The 21,438-nt window shown below is 68.6% G+C and carries 22 protein-coding genes and 1 riboswitch; of the genes, 14 read left to right on the top strand and 8 right to left on the bottom strand.

Going from position 1 to position 21,438, the window contains the following annotated elements:
* Positions 1-337: 337 nt before the first annotated feature.
* Entirely contained in the window at positions 338-811 is a 474-nt protein-coding gene (locus LK10_RS21995) for a hypothetical protein (RefSeq protein WP_156144204.1), read from the bottom strand.
* A gap of 267 nt (positions 812-1,078) precedes the next feature.
* On the opposite strand from LK10_RS21995, the gene LK10_RS22000 reads away from it, so the two are divergent.
* Complete coding sequence (locus tag LK10_RS22000; protein WP_156144205.1) at positions 1,079-1,216, top strand: hypothetical protein; 138 nt, start codon at positions 1,079-1,081, stop codon at positions 1,214-1,216.
* Between the two features lie 316 nt (positions 1,217-1,532).
* Here the strand turns inward: LK10_RS22000 and LK10_RS15515 are convergent, their stop codons facing one another.
* Genes LK10_RS15515 through thiE form a run of 3 tightly spaced genes read right to left on the bottom strand, consistent with a single transcriptional unit; the run spans position 1,533 to position 4,837 of the window.
* The gene (locus LK10_RS15515; protein ID WP_408021463.1) at positions 1,533-3,245 is read right to left on the bottom strand and encodes an RNB domain-containing ribonuclease; all 1,713 of its coding nucleotides are present in this window, start codon (positions 3,243-3,245) and stop codon (positions 1,533-1,535) included.
* Between the two features lie 48 nt (positions 3,246-3,293).
* A complete protein-coding gene (locus LK10_RS15520; RefSeq protein WP_043125454.1) occupies positions 3,294-4,136 on the bottom strand; it encodes a prephenate dehydratase in 843 nt (280 codons plus the stop codon).
* On the bottom strand, positions 4,133-4,837 hold the full coding sequence (thiE, locus tag LK10_RS15525) for a thiamine phosphate synthase (protein WP_043125456.1): 705 nt from the start codon (positions 4,835-4,837) through the stop codon (positions 4,133-4,135). The genes LK10_RS15520 and thiE overlap by 4 nt, the downstream gene beginning before the upstream one ends.
* Before the next feature lie 14 nt (positions 4,838-4,851).
* Positions 4,852-4,985, top strand: a riboswitch (TPP riboswitch).
* A 23-nt stretch (positions 4,986-5,008) separates the two neighbouring features.
* On the opposite strand from thiE, the gene thiO reads away from it, so the two are divergent.
* From thiO to LK10_RS15540, 3 genes are read left to right on the top strand one after another with little or no spacing between them, the layout of a single operon-like run.
* Positions 5,009-6,199, top strand: a complete 1,191-nt coding sequence (thiO, locus tag LK10_RS15530; protein WP_052207434.1) for a glycine oxidase ThiO — start codon at positions 5,009-5,011, stop codon at positions 6,197-6,199.
* On the top strand, positions 6,196-6,450 hold the full coding sequence (thiS, locus tag LK10_RS15535) for a sulfur carrier protein ThiS (protein WP_043125461.1): 255 nt from the start codon (positions 6,196-6,198) through the stop codon (positions 6,448-6,450). The genes thiO and thiS overlap by 4 nt, the downstream gene beginning before the upstream one ends.
* A gap of 1 nt (position 6,451) precedes the next feature.
* The gene (locus LK10_RS15540) at positions 6,452-7,273 is read left to right on the top strand and encodes a thiazole synthase (protein WP_043125464.1); all 822 of its coding nucleotides are present in this window, start codon (positions 6,452-6,454) and stop codon (positions 7,271-7,273) included.
* 82 nt (positions 7,274-7,355) lie between these two features.
* Here LK10_RS15540 and LK10_RS15545 read toward each other — a convergent pair whose 3' ends face one another.
* From LK10_RS15545 to LK10_RS15555, 3 genes are all read right to left on the bottom strand, one after another.
* Entirely contained in the window at positions 7,356-7,667 is a 312-nt protein-coding gene (locus LK10_RS15545; RefSeq protein ID WP_043125466.1) for a hypothetical protein, read from the bottom strand.
* A gap of 5 nt (positions 7,668-7,672) precedes the next feature.
* Positions 7,673-7,897, bottom strand: coding sequence for a DUF3107 domain-containing protein (locus LK10_RS15550; RefSeq protein ID WP_043125467.1), 225 nt, complete (start codon positions 7,895-7,897; stop codon positions 7,673-7,675).
* A gap of 74 nt (positions 7,898-7,971) precedes the next feature.
* The gene (locus tag LK10_RS15555) at positions 7,972-8,568 is read right to left on the bottom strand and encodes a TetR/AcrR family transcriptional regulator (RefSeq protein ID WP_081998603.1); all 597 of its coding nucleotides are present in this window, start codon (positions 8,566-8,568) and stop codon (positions 7,972-7,974) included.
* Positions 8,569-8,692: 124 nt separating this feature from the next.
* Here LK10_RS15555 and moeB point away from each other — a divergent pair, with 124 nt between their 5' ends.
* The gene (gene moeB / locus LK10_RS15560; RefSeq protein WP_043125472.1) at positions 8,693-9,880 is read left to right on the top strand and encodes a molybdopterin-synthase adenylyltransferase MoeB; all 1,188 of its coding nucleotides are present in this window, start codon (positions 8,693-8,695) and stop codon (positions 9,878-9,880) included.
* Positions 9,881-9,963: 83 nt separating this feature from the next.
* Here moeB and LK10_RS15565 read toward each other — a convergent pair whose 3' ends face one another.
* Positions 9,964-11,319 (bottom strand): glutamyl-tRNA reductase, encoded by a 1,356-nt coding sequence (locus tag LK10_RS15565; protein ID WP_043125474.1) that lies wholly within the window; start codon positions 11,317-11,319, stop codon positions 9,964-9,966.
* 120 nt (positions 11,320-11,439) lie between these two features.
* Between LK10_RS15565 and hemE the strand changes: the two genes are divergently transcribed.
* The 9 genes from hemE to hemL all read left to right on the top strand — a co-directional run bounded on the left by hemE (position 11,440) and on the right by hemL (position 21,392).
* Entirely contained in the window at positions 11,440-12,495 is a 1,056-nt protein-coding gene (gene hemE, locus LK10_RS15570) for a uroporphyrinogen decarboxylase (protein ID WP_052207435.1), read from the top strand.
* Positions 12,496-12,502: 7 nt separating this feature from the next.
* Positions 12,503-13,966: a protoporphyrinogen oxidase gene (gene hemG, locus LK10_RS15575; protein ID WP_052207436.1), complete on the top strand. Its 1,464-nt coding sequence runs from the start codon at positions 12,503-12,505 to the stop codon at positions 13,964-13,966.
* Positions 13,967-14,050: 84 nt separating this feature from the next.
* Positions 14,051-14,779, top strand: a complete 729-nt coding sequence (gene hemQ, locus LK10_RS15580) for a hydrogen peroxide-dependent heme synthase (RefSeq protein WP_043125478.1) — start codon at positions 14,051-14,053, stop codon at positions 14,777-14,779.
* A 74-nt stretch (positions 14,780-14,853) separates the two neighbouring features.
* Positions 14,854-16,005, top strand: coding sequence for a ferrochelatase (locus LK10_RS15585; RefSeq protein ID WP_052207449.1), 1,152 nt, complete (start codon positions 14,854-14,856; stop codon positions 16,003-16,005).
* A gap of 2 nt (positions 16,006-16,007) precedes the next feature.
* On the top strand, positions 16,008-16,997 hold the full coding sequence (gene hemC, locus LK10_RS15590; RefSeq protein WP_043125481.1) for a hydroxymethylbilane synthase: 990 nt from the start codon (positions 16,008-16,010) through the stop codon (positions 16,995-16,997).
* A gap of 2 nt (positions 16,998-16,999) precedes the next feature.
* On the top strand, positions 17,000-17,908 hold the full coding sequence (locus tag LK10_RS15595) for a uroporphyrinogen-III synthase (protein ID WP_043125483.1): 909 nt from the start codon (positions 17,000-17,002) through the stop codon (positions 17,906-17,908).
* Entirely contained in the window at positions 17,905-18,885 is a 981-nt protein-coding gene (gene hemB, locus LK10_RS15600) for a porphobilinogen synthase (protein WP_043125486.1), read from the top strand. Before LK10_RS15595 ends, hemB begins: the two co-directional genes overlap by 4 nt.
* Positions 18,886-18,936: 51 nt before the next feature.
* Positions 18,937-19,989, top strand: coding sequence for an LLM class flavin-dependent oxidoreductase (locus LK10_RS15605; RefSeq protein WP_043125489.1), 1,053 nt, complete (start codon positions 18,937-18,939; stop codon positions 19,987-19,989).
* Between the two features lie 35 nt (positions 19,990-20,024).
* Positions 20,025-21,392, top strand: coding sequence for a glutamate-1-semialdehyde 2,1-aminomutase (gene hemL / locus LK10_RS15610; protein WP_052207438.1), 1,368 nt, complete (start codon positions 20,025-20,027; stop codon positions 21,390-21,392).
* The last annotated feature ends 46 nt before the right edge of the window (positions 21,393-21,438 follow it).

A 21,438-nucleotide genomic window follows, 5' to 3' on the forward strand; every position in this document is an offset into this window, starting at 1 on the left:
GTTCGGAGCAGCCGCGCAGCAGCCATCCAGTGGAAGCCGATCGCGGGCTATCAGGGCGCCGGCGCCAGTGGCCAGCAGGGTAAAAAGCAGATCGCGGATATACGACCGGGCATCCAATAACATTCCAAGGATACCGTGGGGGGTTGCAATTCCGAGAATCGTGGCCTACGACACGCGTGTTGACCGAGCGAGTGGGACTTGCGATGGCCCGCCCTTCCCCGACTGATTGCCGCCGGTCCGCCGAGGTTCCGCCGGGTGTGGCCGGCTCCGATCCGGCTGACCCCCTTCCTCGACCGATTTCCGCCGGTTCACCCCGCAGCGGGACGAAGAAAGCGCATCAAGCCGCGCGGTATCGGCGCGCGCGCTCGAACGCCCGCTCGAGCATGGCTTGAATGCGCAAGGGGTGAGCAAGATCAGACCAGGTGATGCGGACGATCACCCACCCGTCGTCCACAAGGGCGTTCTCACGCTCTCGCTCGCGCTTGAGTATTTCGGATGTGGGGATAGCGCCGGTGTATTTCACGAGGCCGTCGAATTCGAGACCGACCCGCAGGTCAGGCCATGCGAAATCGAGACGATAGGTATGAGCCCCGACTTGGACGCCGAACTGCTGAACCGGCGCAGGCAGGGGCAGGGATCGAAGCACAAGGAGAGTTCTCGTTTCCCCTGGGGATTCGGAGAGCCGGCTCGCGGCGGCGACCACTGCGCGTGCGGCCTCAACGCCCCTCCGATAACGGGCTCTCTGGACAGCGGCGAGGAGTGAGTCTCCGTCGACCAAGCCCTGCGCGAGCGCCGACTCACACACGATCATGGCCGGCTCACGGGGGAGGATCCGGAGGCAGTCGACAACTGTCTCTGAGGGCGAAGTACAAGGGAGCCCTTCGACCGATTGGGTGGGGACGTTCGGCCTGTATGCCTTGACGACGTCCCTGGCATGGTCCCTCGACGAAGACTTGAACGGCTGCACGAGGTGAATTCGCCGTTCCGCTGTCCAAAGGCTCATTCCGAGGAGTGCAGCGGCACTCACACCCGAGTAGCTGAAGTTCAGGCTTGCTCCAGTTGAAGCACGTTCCAAAGCGTGAGCCCGAATGTGCCGGAGCCGTTCAAGGCGTTCACGGTGCGGAACGGTGCAGTCGGGGTACTTGGGGGAGGCGAGTCCGTAGCAGCCACGCCGGAGCCGAATGATCACGCCATCCGCCACGAGGTCCGGTACTGAGCGATCACCAAAGCCAAGGAGAGCGAGTTCTCGAGAAGTGCAGAGCCCTTCGGCAAATTGGGGCCGGGGCCCGAGGCGGGAGAGATCGAGAGGTTTCATGAACGTCACTCTCGCGCATTGGAAGACTGTGAATCCTCCGGTTAGCCGCGTATGTGGAGAACAACCGACACAGTTCTTCCCGCAGCCTCAGCGGGGAACCGGCGGAGATGGGTCGGGGTAGGGGGTCGGCCGGAAAGGTGGGGGTTCTGGGCGGCGGAAGGGCGGGGAACCGGCGGAGATGGGTTGGGGTAGGGGGTCGGCCGGGCAGGTGGACGGATTACACGCGCTCGAACAGGACCAACCGCTTCTGGATGTCCGCGGTCACGAGGCGAACGCGAATCGTCGTTCCGGATTCCATATCGCCCTCACAGCGCGCCGTGACCGGCGGATCCGCGAGCTGGACCGTGCCGAACGGTTTCGCGACACCCGCGGGACGCGTCCCGTTCTGCGAACTCGCGATGCGGTCCAGCGGCTGGTCCGGGCGGCCATTCCCGTTGGCCGCGCCCCCGTTAGCCGGGCCGCCATCGGCCGCCGTGCCGTTCCTCGGCACCGCGCCGTTGCTTGCCGCTGCGCCGTTGCTTGCCGCTGCGCCGTTGCTTGCCGCCGCGCCGTTGCTTGCCGCCGCGCCGTTGCTTGGCGCCGCGCCGTTGCTTGGCGCCGCGCCGTTCGTCGGCGACGGCTTCGAGCCTGAGACGACGACGGCGTCGAACGTCTGGCCCACGCGGTGCACGAGGAGCGCGGCCTCTACGAGGTCGAGGGAGGCCCGCTCGACCTGGGCTGCTCGAAGGTCCGACGCCGCCATGATGCTGGGCAGCGCGGGCAACGCATCGCGCACCCATCCGGGGACCTCGCCCTCGTTCGCCAGCGCCTCGCAGAGCACGAGCACGAAGCGGTCGACGAGACGGCGCAAGGGTGCAGTCGTGTGAGCGTACGGCGCAGCAATGGCCGCCTGCACGTGATGCTCGGGCACGCTGCCGTCGAAAGGGGTGTAGGCCGCCCCGCGGAAAAGGGCCGCAGCGGCATGGAGGATTGCGAGCTGGCACGGATCCGAGGCGTCAAGCGTCCTCAGATACTCGCCGTACGGGACGCTCGGGTCCCACTCTCGGCCAAGGGCCTGGGTCTGGCGGCGGAAGTGGCGCAGGGACTTCTCATCGGGAGGCGGCATCGTCCTCAGGATCCCGATCCCGCCGTCCATCATGAGCTTGGCAGCGGCCATCCCGGTCATGAGCGAGATCTGCGCGTTCCAGTCCTCGACGGGACGCGCGGAGGAAGCCTCGATCCGGTAGCCGCCGTCGTCCGTCGGCACGATGTCCTGCTCGGGCAGGTTGAGGCTCGCGCCGCCCCGCTGACGCTCCAGCTCGACCCTCTTGAGGCCCACCTCCTTGAGGAGCATGAGGGAATCGGTGGCGCTCCCCGCATCGATCTGCTGCTGCACCTCGGCATAGGCGAGCCGCGCGCGGCTGCGAACCCGGGCGCGCTGAAGTCCGACGCCGGTCATCTCCCCTTTCGCATTGAGGCGGAAGTCCCACACGAATGCCCCCCGGACCGAGTTGGCGAGGAGGCTTCCTGCATCGTCGGTGATGTCGTGCGGGTGGAGGGGAACCTTCTCATCCGGGGCGTAGATGGTCTGGCCGCGGCGCCGCGTTTCGGCGTCGAGCTCCCCGTCGGGCCGAACGAAAGCGGGCACGTCGGCGATGGCGTAGCGCACCCGGTAACCCGCGCCGTCCCGCTCGATATGAATCGCCTGGTCGAGGTCCGTGGATCCCGGAGGATCGATCGTGACGAACTCGATGTGAGTCTGATCGGGGGAGGGAAGTTCGAGCGATGCGATCGCCGCCTCGGCGTCTGCCAAGGCAGCCGGGGGATACTCGGAAGCGAGCTGGAACTCCTCGCGGAGCGCGGCGAAGGCCGCCTCGAGCGCCGCGCCGCTGGGCCGGCCGCCGGGGGCCGTGGCCGGCCGCGCCTTCGGGCTGATGTTTTGATAGCCCACGAGCGCCAGCCTAGACCCCCACGCCGCGAGCGGACAGAACGCTCTGGGTCAGGCCGTCTGGCCGAACCGCCGCGGATGCGCGGGGAAGACCCCGAGGAGGCGAAGCTCGGTCGAGAAGAACGCGAGCTCTTCGAGGGCACGCGCGAGCGGGGGCTCGTCAGGGTGGCCCTCGACGTCCACCATGAACATCGTGGCGGCGAACTTCCCGTTCACCATGTAGCTCTCGAGCCGCGTCATGTTGACGCCGTTCGTCGCGAAGCCGCCGAGTGCTTTGTACAGCGCCGCCGGGATGTTCTTCACCCGGAAGACAAAGCTCGTCACGAACGGGCCGTCGCCGACCTGGGGAAACTCGCGCGGGGGAGCGAGGATCACGAAGCGCGTGGTGTTGTGCTTGTGGTCTTCGATGTCGGACGCGAGGACCTCCAAGCCGTAGCGCTGGGCTGCGAGGGGAGGAGCGATCGAGAGCTTCGTCGGATCACCCCATTCAGCCACTTCGCGCGCGGAGCCCGCGGTGTCCCCGGCGACGACGGGAGTGAGTCCGTGCGTGCGGATGAATCCGCGGCACTGCGCCAGCGCGTGGACGTGGCTGTGCACCTCGCGCGCCCCCTCGATCGTCGATCCTTCGACGCCCATGAGGCTGAACCGGATGCGCAGGAAGTGCTCGCCGACAATCTGCAGCGCCGTCGTGGGAAGCAGCAGGTGGATGTCCGCGACGCGACCGGCCACCGTGTTGTCGATCGGGATCATCGCAAACTGTGCCTCGCCGCCGTCGACCGCGGCGAACGCGTCCTCGAACGTCGCGCACGGAAGGGCTTCAGCGTCCGGGAAAGCCTCGAGGGCGGCCATGTGCGAGTTCGCGCCAGGCTCGCCTTGGTAGGCGACGACGGTCACGCGGTTGCCGCGCTGGTCGCGAGGGCCGGCAGCTGGCCCTTGAGCCGGGCGGCGGCGTCCGCGGGATCGTCGGCTTCGGTGATGGCGCGCACGACGACGACGCGGCTCGCCCCGGCATCGACGACCTCGTGGACGTTGCTGTGGTCGATCCCGCCGATCGCGAACCACGGCAGCGTCGGGCGGCCCTCCGCCAGTGCCTCTGCGCTCCGCTCTGCCGCGTATTCGACGAGCCCGAGACCGACAGGCTTTCGGCCCGGCTTAGTGGGGGTGGCCCACAGGGGGCCGGTGCAGAAGTAGGCAAGGGCGGGGCCGTCGTCGGGCGTTGCGCCGCGCGCCGCCACGGCGAGGGCCGCGTCGACCTGCTCGGGTGCGTGCGTCGACAGGCCGACTGCAACGCCGTCCCCGACAACGCGACGTGCGGCAGCGAGGGGAAGGTCGCGCTGCCCCACGTGGAACACAGGCGCGCCCGAGAGGAGAGCGATGTCCGCGCGGTCGTTGACGGCCCACAGCTTCCCGTGGCGCTCGGCCGCCTCCTTGAGAACCTCGAGCAGTTCGAGCTCTTCGGCCGCCTCGATCTGCTTGTCGCGAAGTTGAATGATGTCGACGCCCCCAGACAACGCCGCGTCGATGAAGGACGCGAAGTCCCCGCGGTCCCTCCGGGCGTCGGTGCACACGTAAAGCTGGGCGTCGGTCAGAAGCATGGAACTAGACTAGACCTCACGACTGCGGGAGCCCGCGTGTGACGACCTGCCCAGGGCAGGCGGCGCCAGCCGGGCTGAGAGGGCTTGAGCCGACCGTAAGAACCTGATCCGGCTTGTACCGGCGTAGGGAAGGACGAGGATTTCGTGGAAGAGTACCGGGGCGACGCCCGCATGGCGGACGTCGCCGTCATCGGCGGCGGAGTCGTGGGCCTCGGGATCGCCTGGGAGGCAGCACGCTCGGGGCGGCACGTCGTCGTCGTCGATCCCGCCCCAGGCTCAGGGGCAAGCTTCGCCGCCGCGGGAATGCTGGCCGCGGTGAGCGAGTACCACTATCAGGAGGAAGAACTCCTCGGCCTGATGATTGCCTCCGCCCAGTACTGGCCCGAGTTCGCAAGCCCGCTCGCCGCGGAAGCCGGATACCTCCGGACCCCAACGCTCTGCATCGCCGCCGACGCCGCGGACCGTCAGGCGCTCGCCGACCTCCGTACAGTGCAGGAGCATTACGGCCTCGAAGTCCGCTCACTCTCGGTCCGTGAGGCTCGCCGCCTCGAGCCGCTCCTGGCTCCCGCGATCTCCGGTGCCTTCGAAATTGCCGCCGACCATCAGGTGGATCCCCGCCGACTCCTGTCAGCGCTGCTTTCCCGCCTCGGCGAGGAGCGGGTCGTTCGCGAGCGGGCGCGGGGCCTCCTGTGGGAAGGGGGCCGCGTTGTCGGCGTACGCCTGGCCGACGGCCGGGAGCTTCGCGCGGCGGAGACAGTCGTGGCGAATGGCCTCGAAGCCCGTTCCCTTGAAGGCGTGCCCGTCCCGCTTCCGCTTCGGCCGGTCCACGGCGACATCCTCCGGCTCCGGGTTCCTCCGCACCTCCGTCCACTCCTCACCGCGACGGTCCGAGGGCTCGTGCGGGGCAAGCCCGTCTATCTCGTTCCGCGCGAGGACGGGACGGTCGTGATCGGCGCGACCCAACGCGAGGACGGTTCCGACGGCGTCTCGGCAGGCGGGGTGTACGAACTGCTGAGGGACGCGCAGGCGCTCGTGCCGGCAGTCGCGGAGCTCGAGCTCTACGAGATGACGGCCCGCGCGAGGCCCGGCACCCCGGACAACGCCCCCCTGTTGGGCCGCGTCGCGGCACGGTGGGCGGGTAAGCCATCCGAGGGGGCACCGACGGACGACGGCGGCGACATCCCGGGTCTCATCGTCGCCACGGGCTTCTTCCGGCACGGGGTGCTCCTGACGCCGGTGGCCGCGCGTGTCTGCCGTGAAATCCTCGACGGCGCGACCGAGGAACGCTGGGCGGCGTTCCGGCCCGATCGGTTCATGGACCAGGCCCAACGGGATTCTGCAGCCTCAGGAAGGACCGCATGAACGCTTCACCAACGCTTGCGCTCACCGTCAACGGCGAGCGTCGGGATCTGACCGAGGGATCGAGCATCCTCGACCTCGTCGCCGCAACGACCGGGCGCTCGCTCGGCCCCGACGGCCGCCCTGCCGACGGTGGTCGGCTCGGCGTCGCCGTCGCCCTCAACTCGGAGGTGGTGCCCCGCGCCCGCTGGGCCGCCACCTCTCTCGCGGCGGGAGACGCCGTCGAGCTCGTCACAGCCATGCAAGGAGGCTGACATGGGAACATCCATCAATACGGCAGAGGCCACACGGGAACCGCTCCTCGCCGACGACCCGTTCGTGGTCGACGGCGTGGCACTCGGTTCGCGCCTCATCATGGGGACGGGCGGGGCACCGAGCCTCGACGGCCTCGGCGACGCCCTTGAGGCCTCGGGGACGGAGCTCACGACCGTCGCCATGCGGCGGTTCTCCCCGGCCGAGCAGGGTTCGCTGTTCCAGCTCCTCGTCGACAAGGGGATTCGTGTCCTCCCGAACACCGCCGGCTGCTTCACGGCACACGACGCGGTCCTGACCGCTGAGCTCGCCCGCGAGGCCCTCGAGACGGATTGGGTCAAGCTCGAGGTGATCGCCGACGAGACGACGCTCCTGCCGGACCCCATTGAGCTGGCAGACGCGACAGAGCAGCTCGTGGGCCGGGGGTTCAAGGTCTTTGCGTACACGAACGACGATCCCGCCCTGGCCCGCCGCCTCGAGCAGCTCGGTGCCGTTGCCGTCATGCCGTTGGGCGCGCCGATTGGCACCGGACTTGGCATCCTCAACCCGCACAACATCGAGCTCATCGTGGCCCGGGCGGAGGTGCCGGTCGTGCTCGATGCAGGGATCGGGACTGCCTCCGACGCGTCGCTCGCAATGGAGCTGGGCTGCGACGGCGTCCTCCTCGCAACCGCGGTGACCCGCGCGCAGGACCCTGTCCGGATGGCGACAGCATTCCGTCACGCCGTCGCGGCGGGTCGCCTCGCTGCTCAGGCGGGGCGCATCCCGCGCCGTGAGCATGCGCTCGCGTCGAGCCCCATGGAAGGCCGCGCGCAGTTCCTCTGAACTCGGAGGCAGTGGCCCTCTGAAACCGTGCCGTCGCCTCCGCAGGCCCTGCGGAGGGGCCCTGCGGAGGCGACGGCACGAGTCAGCCCCTGAGAACGCGGGTGAGGTCGGCGACGTCGCGCTTCTCGCGGCGACGCTCCACGAGCTTCGTCACTGCGAACGAGACCACGATGCCGAGCGCCATGGGAATGACCCACGGCATCCATGTGAGGCCTGTGAGGTAGCCCGTCCCGCCGGCGACCAGGACGATCCAGGCCAAACACGCGATGACGACGCCGAGCGCCACGGGCAGCATGATCCCGTACTTGCCGTGCCGCCGGTCGGCCGCCCACAGCGCAAAACCGATGCCGCCCGTCACGATCACGTCGATGACGAGCGACCAGACAGTCTCCACTTGCGTCAGAGGGCGCCGAAGCCCACGCGGCGCTGCTCCTGGGCTCCGAGCTCTACGTAGCCGATGACCTTCGCAGGAACGATGACCTGGCGTCCCTTCTCGTCCTGGAGCCGGAGCTCGGTCTGCCCCGAGATCGCCTCTGCCACGAGCTTCGCCACCGCGTCTGCGTCCTGGGTGGACTCGAGCACGATCTCACGGCCGACGTTCTGGATGCCGATCTTGATTTCCACGTGGTCTCCCTTTTGCTCAGTCAAAACATGAATGCGCCGTCCAGGCCTCAGCCCGCCGGTCTTCTATACGTACCTTAGGCCTCTTTGGGGAATCGAGAGATTCCGCGCCAAGCCAAACGCGAAACGAGATCGCTCGCGACGTTGAGGTCGAGATCTCGGGAGGTTTCGAGCCAGTATCGGGCGCTCACCTGGGCCATCCCGGCCAGTCCGCGGCCGAGGAGCTGCGCTTCGACCAGAGGCAGCTTGGTGTCTGTCGCGATGACGCGCGCGATGGCGTCGGCGAAGCCGCGGTTGAACGTCTCGAGCCGGGAGGCCACGTCGGGGTCGTTGACGAGATCGGATTCGAAGACGAGGCGGTGCGCCTTGTCGTCCTTCGCGATGAACTCGTAATAGGTGCGCATGACGGCGCGGACGCGCTCGCGGTTGTCGTTCGTCGAGGCGAGTGCAGATCTCATGAGCTCAGTCAGCGCCGCGAGGTGGCTGTCCAGAAGGGCGAGATACAGATCGCGTTTGGAGGGGAAATGCTGGTACAGCACGGGCTTGGAGACCTGAGCGGTCTCGGCGATGTCATCCATGGCCGCGCCGTGGTAGCCATTGGCTGCGAAGACTTCGAGGGCTGCGCTGAGGAGCTGCGCCCTCCGCTCATCCCTTGGGAGGCGCGGTGACCGCATCGATGCCGCGCGAGGCTCGGTGCTCACAGCCCCACCTTTCTCTCACGCACAAGCTACGGATTCACTTTACCCGCGAGTTGCCTCGCCCACGCATCCGCCACGCGTTCGGGCATAGGCTGGAGGCATGTCCCTGACCTCCGATCAGCTCACGCTCCCGCCGCTCGTGGAGCCAGCGCCGCCGCTCACTCCGGAAGAGGTCCAGCGCTACTCGCGGCACGTCATCATCCCCGAGATCGGGGACATCGGTCAGCGTCGGCTCAAGAACGCGAAGGTCCTCGTGATTGGCGCCGGTGGACTCGGCTCACCCGCGCTCCTGTACCTCGCCGCAGCGGGAGTCGGAACGCTCGGGATCGTTGACGACGACGCGGTCGAGCTCAGCAACCTGCAGCGGCAGGTCATCCACGGCGTCTCGGACGTCGGGCGCCCGAAGGCGCATTCGGCAAGGGACGCAGTGCGCGAGCTCAACCCCCTCGTCGACGTGCGCCTCCACGAGGTTTACCTCGACGCCTCGAACGCCCTCGAGATCTTCGCAGACTACGACCTCATCCTCGATGGCACGGACAATTTCGCGACGCGCTACCTCGTGAACGATGCCGCGGCGATCCTCGGCAAACCGTACGTATGGGGCTCGATCTTCCGTTTCGACGGTCAGGTGAGCGTGTTCTGGGAGAAGTACGGGCCAACGTACCGCGACCTCTATCCAGAAGCTCCACCCGCGGGGTCGGTTCCATCCTGCGGCGAGGGCGGCGTCTACGGGATGCTGTGCGCGACCATCGGCGCCTCAATGGTGACGGAGGCAGTCAAGCTGATCGCCGGCGTCGGCCGCACCCTGCTGGGGCGCGTCCAGCTCTACGACGCCCTGCACGCGGCGTGGCGCGAGCTCCGCGTCGCGAAGGACCCGGAGGGGCAGCCCATCACCGAGCTCACGGACTACGAGGCCTTCTGCGGTCTCGCCCCGGCCGCGCCGACCCCGGCCGCGGGTTCGGTCACGGCGGCTGAGCTGGCCGAGATGCTCGCCGCCCGGGATGCCGGCCTCGCGGATTTTGAACTCATCGACGTCCGGGAACCGGGGGAGTATGCGATGGTGAGCATTCCCGGTGCGCGCCTCATCCCTCAGGGGCGCCTTCTCTCAGGCGAAGCCTGGGGGGAACTCCCGAAGGACAAGCAGATTGTCTTCCACTGCAAGTCCGGAGTGCGTTCTGCGAACGTCCTCGCGGCCGCGCGAGATGCGGGATTCGGTACGGCGCGCCACCTCGAGGGCGGAGTCCTCGCCTGGGTCCGTGATGTGGAGCCGGACAAGCCGACCTACTGAGCAGCTCGGCCGGGCCGGGTGGGGCAGGTCGACGCCGAGTACGCCCATACCGACGCGCCCGTCGGCCGGCGATCCGCTTGCTGTCAGCCCGCCTGCGAGTGGTCGACCGGGCAATCCTCGGCACCCTGGCCGTCGCGATCCCGCTGGCCGTCTCGGTCGTCGCCGAGTGATTCGGCGACGACCGAGGGCAGCTCGATGCTGATCCCGTAAAGGGCGTCGAGCGCGGCAAGGTATTCGGCTTCGCGGCCCTGCGCTGCCAGCTCGCGCGCGCGGACGGTGGGTGTATGGAGGAGCTGCTTGACCATGCGGCGCATCGCGAACTCGACTTCTTCGGCTGCGGCCGTGCAACCGTGCCGAGCACGCACCTTCTCGATCTCGGCGTCGAGAACGGCCATGGTGTGGCGGCGCAGCGCTACGATCGCGGCGTCGGCCTGACGCGCTTGGCGCTGCGACTCGAAGTCCCTCGCGGCGGCGTCGACAATCCTGCTCGCCTCGCCGAGCGCCTCTGCCTGCTCCTGAGGGGCTGCAAGGCGCACGGACTCGAGGGTCACGAGTTCGACGTTCTCGAGCGACCCCACGGCGGGATCGAAGTCGTGGGTCAGAGCGAGGTCGATCACGATGAGCTGGTGAGGCGAGTCCGAGCGGATGGCAGCAAGCTCAACTGCTTCCATGGGAGTCGTGGAACCGCTGCATCCGATGAGCACGTCCGCGCGGGCGATTGCGTCGGGAAGCTGCTCCGTCGTCACGGCAATGCCGCCGCGCGCCGCGGCGAACTCCTCGGCTCGACCCGACGAGGAGAACACCTCGACGTGCGTGCAGCCGCGCTCGCGGAGCAAGGCCATAGTCGCACCGGCGTAGGCGCCCGTTCCGAAAAGGACCGCGCGCTTGCCCGACCAGTCGCGCTCTTCGGCGAGATCGGTCGCGAGGTCGAGGGCGACCGACACGATGGAGAGGCCGCGGCTGCCGAGCGCCGTCTGCGTGCCGACCTCCTTCGCGGTGCGGGAGGCCGCTTGGAACAGGCGGACGAGCGAGGGGCTCGCCGTTCCTTCCTGCTGGGCGGAAATGAGCGCGCGCCGGACCTGGCCCGCGATCTCGCGTTCTCCGACGACGGCCGAGTCCAGCCCCGAGCTCACCGCGAAAAGGTGACGGGCGACGTCGGCCCCGTCCTTGGTGCGGAAGATATCCGAGACCGTGGGGCTGGGCAACCCGCTCCGCTGGCTGATCTCGGCGACGACGGCCGAGCGCGCCGCTTCGAGGTCTTCAGGCGCGGGAGCCTCGGCGTAGATCTCGTAGCGGTTGCACGTCGAGAGGACGACGGCGCCTGAGACGGCCGGGGACTCGGAGGCTGATGAGGCCACGGTCGAAGCGCCGTTGCTCAAGAGGGCAACGGTTTCAAGATTCAGATCGGCGTGAGTCGCCACCATCGAGAAAACAACCACAGCCCGACCATCATAGCTTTTCGATCCGGTGTAGAACACGCCACCTTGAGCGTGATCTCGGCGACGCACTTGTGACACATCGTCAGCATGAGCCCTTGCCCCCTCTGAGAGAATCGGCCTATGACCCTCAGCCCTGACCACCCCCTCAAGGACGGCCGGACGGCGCAGTCTCCCCTCATCACCGCATATCGGGGAGCGCGCCCTAGCAATCGCCCAGTGTGGTTCATGCGCCAGGCCGGCCGTTCGTTGCCCGAATACCGCGCTGCGCGCGAGGGCGTCGGCATGCTCGAGGCGTGCCTCAAGCCCGAGCTCGCAGCGGAGATCACGGTCCAGCCCGTGCGCCGGCACGGCGTCGACGCCGGCATCTTCTTCTCGGACATCGTGATCCCCCTCAAGCTTGCTGGGATCGGCGTGGACATTGCGCCAGGAGTCGGGCCGGTGCTCGAGCGCCCCATCCGCACCCCAGAGGACGTCGCCGCCCTTCCGCGCCTCGACGACTCGGTCTTCGCCCCCATCCGGGAGGCCGTCCGCCTGACAGTCGAGGAGCTCGGCACCACCCCGCTCATCGGCTTCGCGGGCGCTCCCTTCACCGTCGCGGCCTACATGATCGAGGGCCGTCCGTCCCGCGACCATCTGGGGCCACGGACGATGATGCACGGTGATCCCTCGACCTGGCAGACGCTCATGGAGTGGACCGCGGATGCGTCCGGCCGGTTCCTCAGGGCCCAGATCGAAGCGGGTGCCTCTGCTGGCCAGCTCTTCGACTCGTGGGCCGGCTCGCTCGGACTTGAGGATTACCGCCGGAGCGCGGCCCCGTACTCGTCCCGGGCCCTGGACCACGTACGGGACCTGGGCGCGCCCCTCGTGCATTTCGGAACCGGCACCTCGGAGCTCCTTGGGGCGATGTACGAGGTTGGAGTCGATGCAGTGGGCGTCGACTACCGCCTTCCGATCCAGGAGGCCAACCGCCGTTTGGGCGGGCGCGTCGTCCTCCAGGGCAACATCGACCCAGCGCTTCTCGCCGCGCCGTGGAACGTCCTAGAGGCGCATGTGCGCGAGATCGTGCGCCAGGGCGCGTCTGCTCCGGGCCACGTCCTCAACCTCGGCCACGGCGTGCCCCCCGAGACCGACCCAGGCGTTCTGACCCGCCTCGTCGAGCTCATCCACTCCATCTAGGCGAGACATGGAACCACAGCAGGGCGCGGGGGGCGGGGAGCGCGCTGCCCGCGCCGTCGTAGTCGGCGGGGGAGTCTCCGGTCTCTGCGCTGCCCTGGAACTGCGTGGCCGGGGCATCGAGGTGACGGTCCTCGAGGCGACCGATCGGTGGGGCGGCTGCGTGGGGAGCCACGAGGTCGCAGGGCTCACGCTCGACAGTGGCGCGGAATCCTTCGCCACTCGGACTGACGGCGTGAAGAGCCTGCTGAGCGATCTCGGCTTGGCGGGCGAGATCGTAGCGCCCCATCCTTCGGGTGCGTGGGTTCAGCTGCCTGACAGGGCGGAGGAGCTGCCGAAGGCGGGCATCCTCGGCATTCCGTCAAGTCCTTGGGACCCCGAGGTGCGCTCGGCTCTGGGCTGGTGGGGATCGTTCAGGGCCTCGCTCGACCGCTATCTGCCCACCCGGCCACCGACAGACCAGGCGAGTGTCGCCGCCGTCGTCCGTGCCCGCATGGGCAAGCGGGTCCTCGAGCGGCTCGTCGCGCCCGTCGTGGGAGGCGTGCATTCGGCCGACCCCGAACTTCTCGACATCGACATGGTGGCGCCAGGGCTTCGCGCCCTCATGTCCGAGCAAGGCTCGCTCGCCGCGGCGGTTGCGGTCCAGCGCGAGCGCAGCGCGGCTCGGGCTGGGGCGAAGGCGGGTTCTGCCGTCGCAGGCATCCGGGGAGGCATGAACCGCCTTGTCGTGGCGCTCGTGAAACGATTGGCGGACGACGGCGTCACGCTGCTGAGCGGGCAGCGCGCCGAGCGCCTCGACCGCTCGGGCGAGGGCTGGCGTGTGCAGACCGCCGTGGGCGAGGGCGCGACGCAGACGTTCGATGCAGAGCTCGTCGTCGTCGCGCTCGGAGGGCCTGCGGCGGTCGAGCTGCTCTCGGACGCCGTTCCAGAGCTCGCGGGCCACGAGCCTGTTCCAGGTCCCGAGGTGAAGCTCGTGACGCTCGTTCTGGACAAGCCCGAGCTGGACGCCCGGCCGCGGGGCACAGGCGTGCTCGTCGCGCCGCAGTCGCCCGGCCTCCAGGCGAAGGCGCTCACGCACGCAACTGCGAAATGGCCTTGGCTCGCGGAGCAGGCCGGCCCGGGCACGCACGTCGTGCGGCTGTCGTACGGGCGGGCCGAGGAGAGCGGAAGGCCTCCCGACGACAGTCCCGAAACCGACGACGAGCTGTTCCGGGCCGCGCTCGCCGACGCTTCAATCCTGTTGACCGTACCCGTCGTGCCAGAGGATGTGTTGGGCTGGGACGTTGTGCGCTGGGAGGGTGCCCTGCCGTTCGCAACAGTGGGCCACCGCGAACGGGTCGGAGAGATCCGCCGGCTCGTCGCCGCCCAGCCGGGGCTCGCCGTCGTGGGCGGGTGGGCCGCGGGGAACGGGCTGGCATCCGTTGTGCCGGACGCCCGCAAGCAGGCCAGCGAGCTTGCGGACCGTTCCGTGTGACTTTGATCTCTTTCTACCGCTCTACAGCCTGTAGAAGTAGTTTTGAATTCGATTTGCCGTCTACGAAGGAGCACACTGGAAGCCATGAGCCACACTTTCGACGAATCTGTCACCAAAACTGCGCCTGAGGGTGGCCTCAGCGCCGAGGCTCCCGAATGGCTGTTCTTCACCCTTTGGGCCGTCTTCGGCCGGGTATCAGGCAGTGCAGCTCCCGCGGCGAGCGCCGTCTCCGACTTCGAGGCCCTCGTGGCTCGCCTCGGCGAGAAGGGTGTGACCGTACGCGGGCTCTATGATGTCTCCGGCCTCCGTGCAGGCGCGGACATCATGGTGTGGGTCCATGGGGCCAAGCCCGAGGACCTTCAGCAGGCCGTCCGTGACATCCGTCGCAGCGAGCTGTTCGCGGGAACCGAGCAGACCTGGAACGCGATGGGCGTCCACCGCGAGGCCGAATTCGCGAAGAGCCACACTCCGGCCTTCTCCCGCGGGGTCGAGCCGAGCACATGGCTCACCGTCTACCCCTTCGTACGCTCCTACGAGTGGTACCTCCTTCCCGCCGAGGAGCGCTCGCGGATGCTGCGCGACCACGGCATGCTCGGCCGCGACTTCCCCCAGGTCATCTCCAACACGGTCTCAGCCTTCGCCCTCGGCGACTGGGAATGGATCCTCGCGCTCGAGGCTCCCGAACTGGTCGACCTCGTCGACATGATGCGCCACCTGCGCTACACGGACGCGCGCAACCACGTGCGTGAAGAGGTTCCGTTCCACACGGGCCGGCGGATTTCCGCCGCCGAGGTCGCCGAGGTCCTCGCGTGACGGCGCCTGTCGCCGGCGCCGCCGAGTCGCTGCAGATCAGCACTTCGATCAACCCGGTCACCGAGGCCGGGCGGATGGAGCCGAAGGCCTACGACGCCGTCCTCCTCGCCTCATTCGGCGGGCCGGAGGGCCAGGAGGACGTCATCCCCTTCCTGCGCAACGTGACCCGAGGCCGCGGGATCCCTGACGAGCGCCTCGAAGAAGTCAGCCACCACTATCGCGCTTTCGGCGGCGTGAGCCCCATCAACGGCCAGAACCGCGAGCTCAAGGCGGCGCTCGAGGCCGAGCTCGATGCGCGCGGCATCGAGCTCCCCGTCTACTGGGGCAACCGCAACTGGGATCCGTACATCCCCGAGACGCTTCAGAAGATGTACGACGACGGCCACCGCCGCGTCCTCATGATCACGACGAGCGCCTACTCTTGCTACTCGAGCTGCCGCCAGTACCGCGAGGACATCGGCGTCGCCCTCACCGAGACCGGGCTTGCCGGCCGCCTTGAGGTCGACAAGGTCCGGCAGTACTTCGACCACCCAGGGTTCGTCGAGCCATTCGTCGAGGGCACGACGGCGGGCCTCGCCCAGGTGCGCGAGGCGCTGGGTGCCGTTGATGGCTCCCGCGATAGCGAGATCCGAGTGCTCTTTGCGACCCACTCCATTCCGACGCGTGACGCGGAGGCTGCCGGCCGCTCCGGCAGTGAGCCGCGCGAGTTCGAGGGTGGATCCGCGTACGTTGCGCAGCATCTCGCGAACGCGCGCGCTGTCATGGCCGCAGTCGCTCCGAACGTCGCCTGGGATCTCGTATACCAGTCGCGCTCGGGGGCTCCGCATGTTCCCTGGCTCGAACCGGACATCAACGATCACCTCGAGTCGATCGCCACCGGCGAGGGCGGAGGCCCGGCGGTCAAGGGCGTCGTCATCGTGCCGCTCGGCTTCGTGAGCGATCACATGGAAGTCGCGTGGGACCTCGATACCGAGGCGCTCGAGACGTGCGAGAAGCTCGGCGTCCAAGCCGTGCGTGTCCCTACCCCAGGGGTTCATGGCAAGTTCGTCGCCGGGCTCGTCGACCTCATCCGGGAGCGGACGTCAGAGGACACCGTTGCCGACCGTCCGCATGTAACCGATCTCGGCCCTTGGTACGACGTGTGCCGCCCGGGGTGCTGCGAGAACTTCCGGGGAGCGAAGCCAGTGATAGCGGAAGCAGGGGTTGAGCTGGGAGCAGGTCACTGACCATGTCCGTACGCATTGGCACGCGCGGAAGCGCGCTTGCGCTCACCCAGACGCAGCAGACCGCCGAGCTGCTCTCTGCGGTAGGCGGGTTCGAGACCGAACTCGTCCGCATCAAGACCGAGGGCGATGTCCGCACCGGCTCCCTCGCCCAGTTGGGCGGGACAGGAGTGTTCGTGGCTGCGCTTCGCGAGGCGCTTCTCGCCGACCGCTGCGACGTTGCGATCCATTCGCTCAAAGATCTCCCGACGGGCGGGACGCCCGGCCTCGCGATCGGCGCGATTCCGGCTAGGGCGGATGTGCGCGATGTGCTGTGCGCCCGAGACGGCCTCACTCTGGCTCAGCTTCCCGAGGGCGCGAAGGTCGGCACGGGCTCTCCCCGCCGCGCCGCCCAGCTCCGGGCCGCTCGGCCCGATCTCGAGGTACTCGACATCCGCGGGAACGTCGACACGAGGCTGGGCCGCGTTCCGGGCCTGCCCGGAAACGCACCTGACGCCCCAGGCGACCTCGACGCCGTCGTCCTCGCCGCCGCAGGCCTCACACGCTTGGCGCGCACCGACGTCGTGAGCGAGTACTTCGAGCCCGACGTCATGCTGCCCGCCCCAGGGCAGGGCGCCCTCGCTGTCGAATGCCGCTTCGACGACGCCCCCGCGCGCGAAAACGGCGTCCCAGTTCCGGACGCCGTGCAGGGGGTGCTCGCCCAAGCACTTGCCGCGATTGACGACGCCGACACGCGCCTCGCAGTGAGCGCGGAGCGAGCCCTGCTCGCGAGGCTCGAGGCGGGCTGTGCCGCGCCGGTCGGAGCGCTCGCGCGCCGCAAGGGGAGCCTGCTGTACCTCGACGCGGTCGTGTGCTCGCCTGATGGCAAGCAGAGCGTCCGGCTGAACAAGGCGACCGACGGCCTGACCGACGTGGGCGCGCACCTGCTCGGCATCGAACTGGCGGAGGAACTGTTGGCCCGCGGTGTCGCGGAGTTCGCGGAGCTGGGCGCCTGAGTATGTCCTCTTCATCGGGGCGTGGGGGCGGGCTTGGCGGACGGCGGATCCTCCTCACCCGCAGCCCCGATCGTGCGGGCGCGATGGCCTCAGCGCTCGCGGAGGCGGGTGCCGAACCGCTGCTCCTGCCTCTCATCGACTTCGAGCGTGCGTCCGATCGCGACGAGCTCGCTCAGGCGTTGGCCCGGCTTCAGGCAGGGGAGTACGCCTGGCTCGTGGTCAGCAGCATCACGACCGTGCGGGCCCTCAAGGGCTACTCGTTCGAAGAGGGGCTCCGGCTGGCGGACCTCGTGCCGGAGGGCGTCAGGGTCGCCACGGTCGGCCCCTCTTCGCGGAGAGTCCTCGAGGCTGAGGGGCTGCGGGTCGACCTTGCGCCTGAAGGCCGCCAGTCGGCCGAGGGCCTCCTCGGGGAATGGGCGTATGCCGACGACGGCGGGGCGGCCGGGTCCGACGGCGCGGGCGCGGTCCGCGTGTTGTTGCCACAGAGCGACCTCGCCGCCTCGACACTCGCGGATGGCCTCGCCGCCAGAGGCTGGGCCGTCGACACCGTGACGGCCTACCGCACCGTCGACTATCCAGCAGACCCACGGCGCCGCCTCACTGCGGAGCTCGCCGTAGGCACGGAGCCGGCGGGCGCCGTCGTACTCTCACCTCACGAAGCCTGCGCACAGCTAGCTTCGGGCGCCATCGACGCCGTCGTGGCCGCATCGCCCAGCGCCGCTCGCCGGATCGACGAGACCCTGCGCCCCCTCGGGAGCACATCCCTGATCGCCATCGGGCAGCCGACGGCAGAGGAACTGCGCTCGCTCGGGCACGTGGTCGCCGCCACCGCTCCGAAGCCGACCCCCGCGGGGATCGTGGACGCGGCCATTCACGCACTATCCCAGCAGCACCGGAAGGACAATCAATGAGCTTCCCCCACCAACGCCCCCGCCGCTTGCGCCAGACCCCGGCGCTGCGCCGGCTTGTCGCCGAGACCCGGCTGCACCCCGCCGAACTCATCCTTCCCGCGTTCATTCGCGAGGGCATCACCGAACCTGTCCCGCTGCAGTCCATGCCCGGCGTCGTCCAGCATTCGACCGATACGCTCAAGCGCGCTGCGGTCGAGGCGGCCGAGCTCGGTCTGGGCGGCATCATGCTCTTCGGCGTTCCGGAAGAGCGCGACCCGTCTGGCTCGGCATCTGTCGATCCGGAAGGGGTGCTCAACGCGGCCATCCGCAGCGTGCGCGCCGAGGTCGGTGACGAGCTCGTCGTCATGAGCGATGTGTGCCTCGACGAGTTCACAGATCACGGCCATTGCGGAGTGCTCGATGACCAGGGCCGGGTCGACAACGACGCGACGCTCGAGATCTACGCGCAGATGGCCGTCGCCCAGGCCGAGGCCGGCGCCCATGTGCTCGGGCCGAGCGGCATGATGGACGGCCAGGTCGCCGTCATCCGCCAAGCGCTCGACGCCGCAGGGCATCAGGACGTTTCGATCGTCGCCTACGCAGCCAAGTACGCCTCGGCGTTCTACGGCCCCTTCCGAGAGGCTGTCGATTCGCAGCTCAAGGGCGATCGCCGGACCTACCAGATGGACGCCGCCAACCGCCGCGAGGCGATCCTCGAGGTCGAGCTCGACCTCGAGGAGGGCGCAGACATGATCATGGTCAAGCCTGCGATGAGCTATCTGGACATCCTTGCTGATGTCGCGGCCATGAGCCCCGTGCCCGTCGCGGCCTACCAGATCTCGGGCGAGTACGCCATGATCGAGGCCGCCGCGGCGAACGGCTGGATTGATCGCAAGGCGTCAATCCTCGAGTCCGTGCTCGGGATCCGGCGCGCAGGTGCCAACATGGTGTTGACGTACTGGGCGCCTGAGATCGCGCGGTGGTTGCGCGAGGGGTAGCGCATACGCCTGCGAGGGAATGATCCCGCGGAGGGGGCGGTTTATATGCGTATGCATGAAACTAGCGAACAGGAATCCTCGGTCCTTATCGGCGTCAACACGTTCGGCGACGTCGGCCTGGGGCCCGACGGGGAGCCGAAGCCTCACGCACAGGTGATCCGGGACGTCGTCGAGGAGGGGAAGCTCGCGGACCAGGTGGGCCTCCACGCGTTCGGGGTCGGCGAGCACCACCGGAAGGATTTCGCTGTTTCGGCGCCCGAGGTTCTCCTCGCCGCCGTCGCAGCGCAGACCCAGACGATCCGGCTCGCGTCCGCCGTGACGGTGCTCTCCTCCGACGATCCTGTCCGCGTGTTCCAAAGGTTCTCGACGCTCGACGCCGTCTCGCACGGCCGCGCCGAAGTCATCCTCGGGCGCGGCTCCTTCATCGAGTCGTTTCCGCTCTTCGGCTTCGACCTCGACGACTACGAGGTGCTCTTCGAGGAGAAGCTCGAACTGTTCGACCGCGTCCGCTCGCAGAAGCCCATTCACTGGGAGGGACGCACGCGCGGCCCGATCTCGGGGCTCACGGCCTATCCCCACCTTGAAGAGGGGCTCCTCGACACGTGGATCGGAGTCGGGGGAACCCCGCAATCGGTCGCGCGGGCGGCGCACTACGGCTATCCCGTGAGCTTCGCAATCATCGGCGGCGAGCCAGCGCGGTTTGCGCCCTTCGTGGACCTCTACAAGCGCTCGCTCGAGAAGTTCGGCAAGCCGTACACCCAGCTCGCTACGCACTCGCCAGGGCACATCGCAGACACAGACGAGCAGGCCCGCGAGGAGCTCTTCCCACACTGGCTCGCCATGCGGAACCGGCTGGGCGTGGAACGCGGCTGGGGCCCGGGCAGCCGGACCGAATTCAACGCGCAGGCCTCACGGGCGGGCGCGCTCTACGTGGGCTCTCCCGAGACCGTTGCGCGCAAGATCGCCGAGACCCACAGGGTTCTCGGAACCGAGCGCTTCGATCTCAAGTATTCCAATGGCACCCTCCCGCACAGCGTGATGATGAAGAGCATCGAACTCTTGGGGACCAAGGTCGCGCCGTTGGTTGCCGACATGCTCGCGTGAGCTCGCCGGGCGCGGCGGATGGAAGAATGGAGCCCATGACCACCTCCGAGGACCTCTACAACCGCGCCCGCTCGCTCATGCCGGGAGGAGTGAACTCTCCCGTTCGCGCCTTCGGTTCGGTGGGCGGGACGCCGCGCTTCATCGTGTCCGCAAAGGGCGCGTACGTCACCGACGCCGACGGGCGGGAGTACGCAGACCTCGTATGCTCGTGGGGCCCCGCCCTGTTGGGACACGCAGTCCCGGAGGTTCTCGCCGCGGTGCACACCGCCGTCGACCGCGGCCTCTCCTTCGGCGCATCGACCCCGGATGAGGCGGCGCTCGCGGAACTCGTCATCGGCCGGGTGCCCGCGGTCGAACGGCTCCGGATGGTTTCGACCGGCACCGAGGCGACGATGACGGCGATCCGGCTCGCCAGAGGCTTCACGGGGCGCGACCTCGTCGTCAAGTTCGCTGGTTGCTACCACGGGCACGTCGACGGCCTCCTCGCCTCGGCGGGCTCCGGCGTCGCCACGCTCGCCCTTCCAGGTTCGGCTGGGGTCACGGCGGCGACCGCCGCGGAGACCCTCGTGCTCCCGTACAACGACCTCGGCGCCGTGGAGGCTGCCTTCGCCGAGCACGGTTCGCGGATTGCGGCCGTCATCACCGAGTCTGCACCCGCGAATATGGGCGTCGTGACCCCGGGGGAGGGCTTCAACGCCGGGCTCCGGCGGATCACCCAAGAGCACGGTGCATTGTTCATCGTCGACGAGGTGCTCACGGGCTTCCGCGTGAGTCCCGCCGGCTACTGGGGCATCACGGGCCAAGCGGAGGGGTGGGCGCCTGACCTGTTCACCTTCGGCAAGGTGATCGGCGGCGGAATGCCCGTTGCCGCCCTGGGCGGGCGCGCCGAAGTGATGGACTATCTCGCGCCCCTTGGCCCGGTGTACCAAGCCGGAACGCTCTCAGGGAATCCTGTGGCCATGGCTGCTGGTGTCGCGACGCTCTCGCTCGCCACTGACGCGGTTTACGCGCACATCGATGTCCGTTCCGCTGAACTCTCCGCAGCCCTCTCGGAGGCACTCTCGGCCGAGGGCGTGGACCACTCGATCCAGCGCGCCGGGAACCTGTTCTCGGTTGCGTTCGGGACATCGGAACGAGGGGTCCACAACTATGCCGATGCCCAGGCCCAAGAGGCTTTCCGCTACGGGCCGTTCTTCCACTCCATGCTCGAGTCCGGCGTGTACCTGCCCCCGAGCGTCTTCGAGGCATGGTTCCTCTCTGCTGCGCACGACGACGCCGCGATGCAGCGGATCTTCGACGCCTTGCCTGCCGCTGCCAAGGCTGCCGCTGCAGCCAAGCCGGCCGACGCCGTCGTCCACGGCGACTCGCCCGCCGAATCGGACCCGTCGCTCACGGCCAACTGACCACACCCTCAAGAAGATCTGGCCACTCGTCCCCCCCGACGAGTGG

The organism is Sinomonas humi (assembly GCF_000802235.1).
Lineage (GTDB): Bacteria > Actinomycetota > Actinomycetes > Actinomycetales > Micrococcaceae > Sinomonas > Sinomonas humi.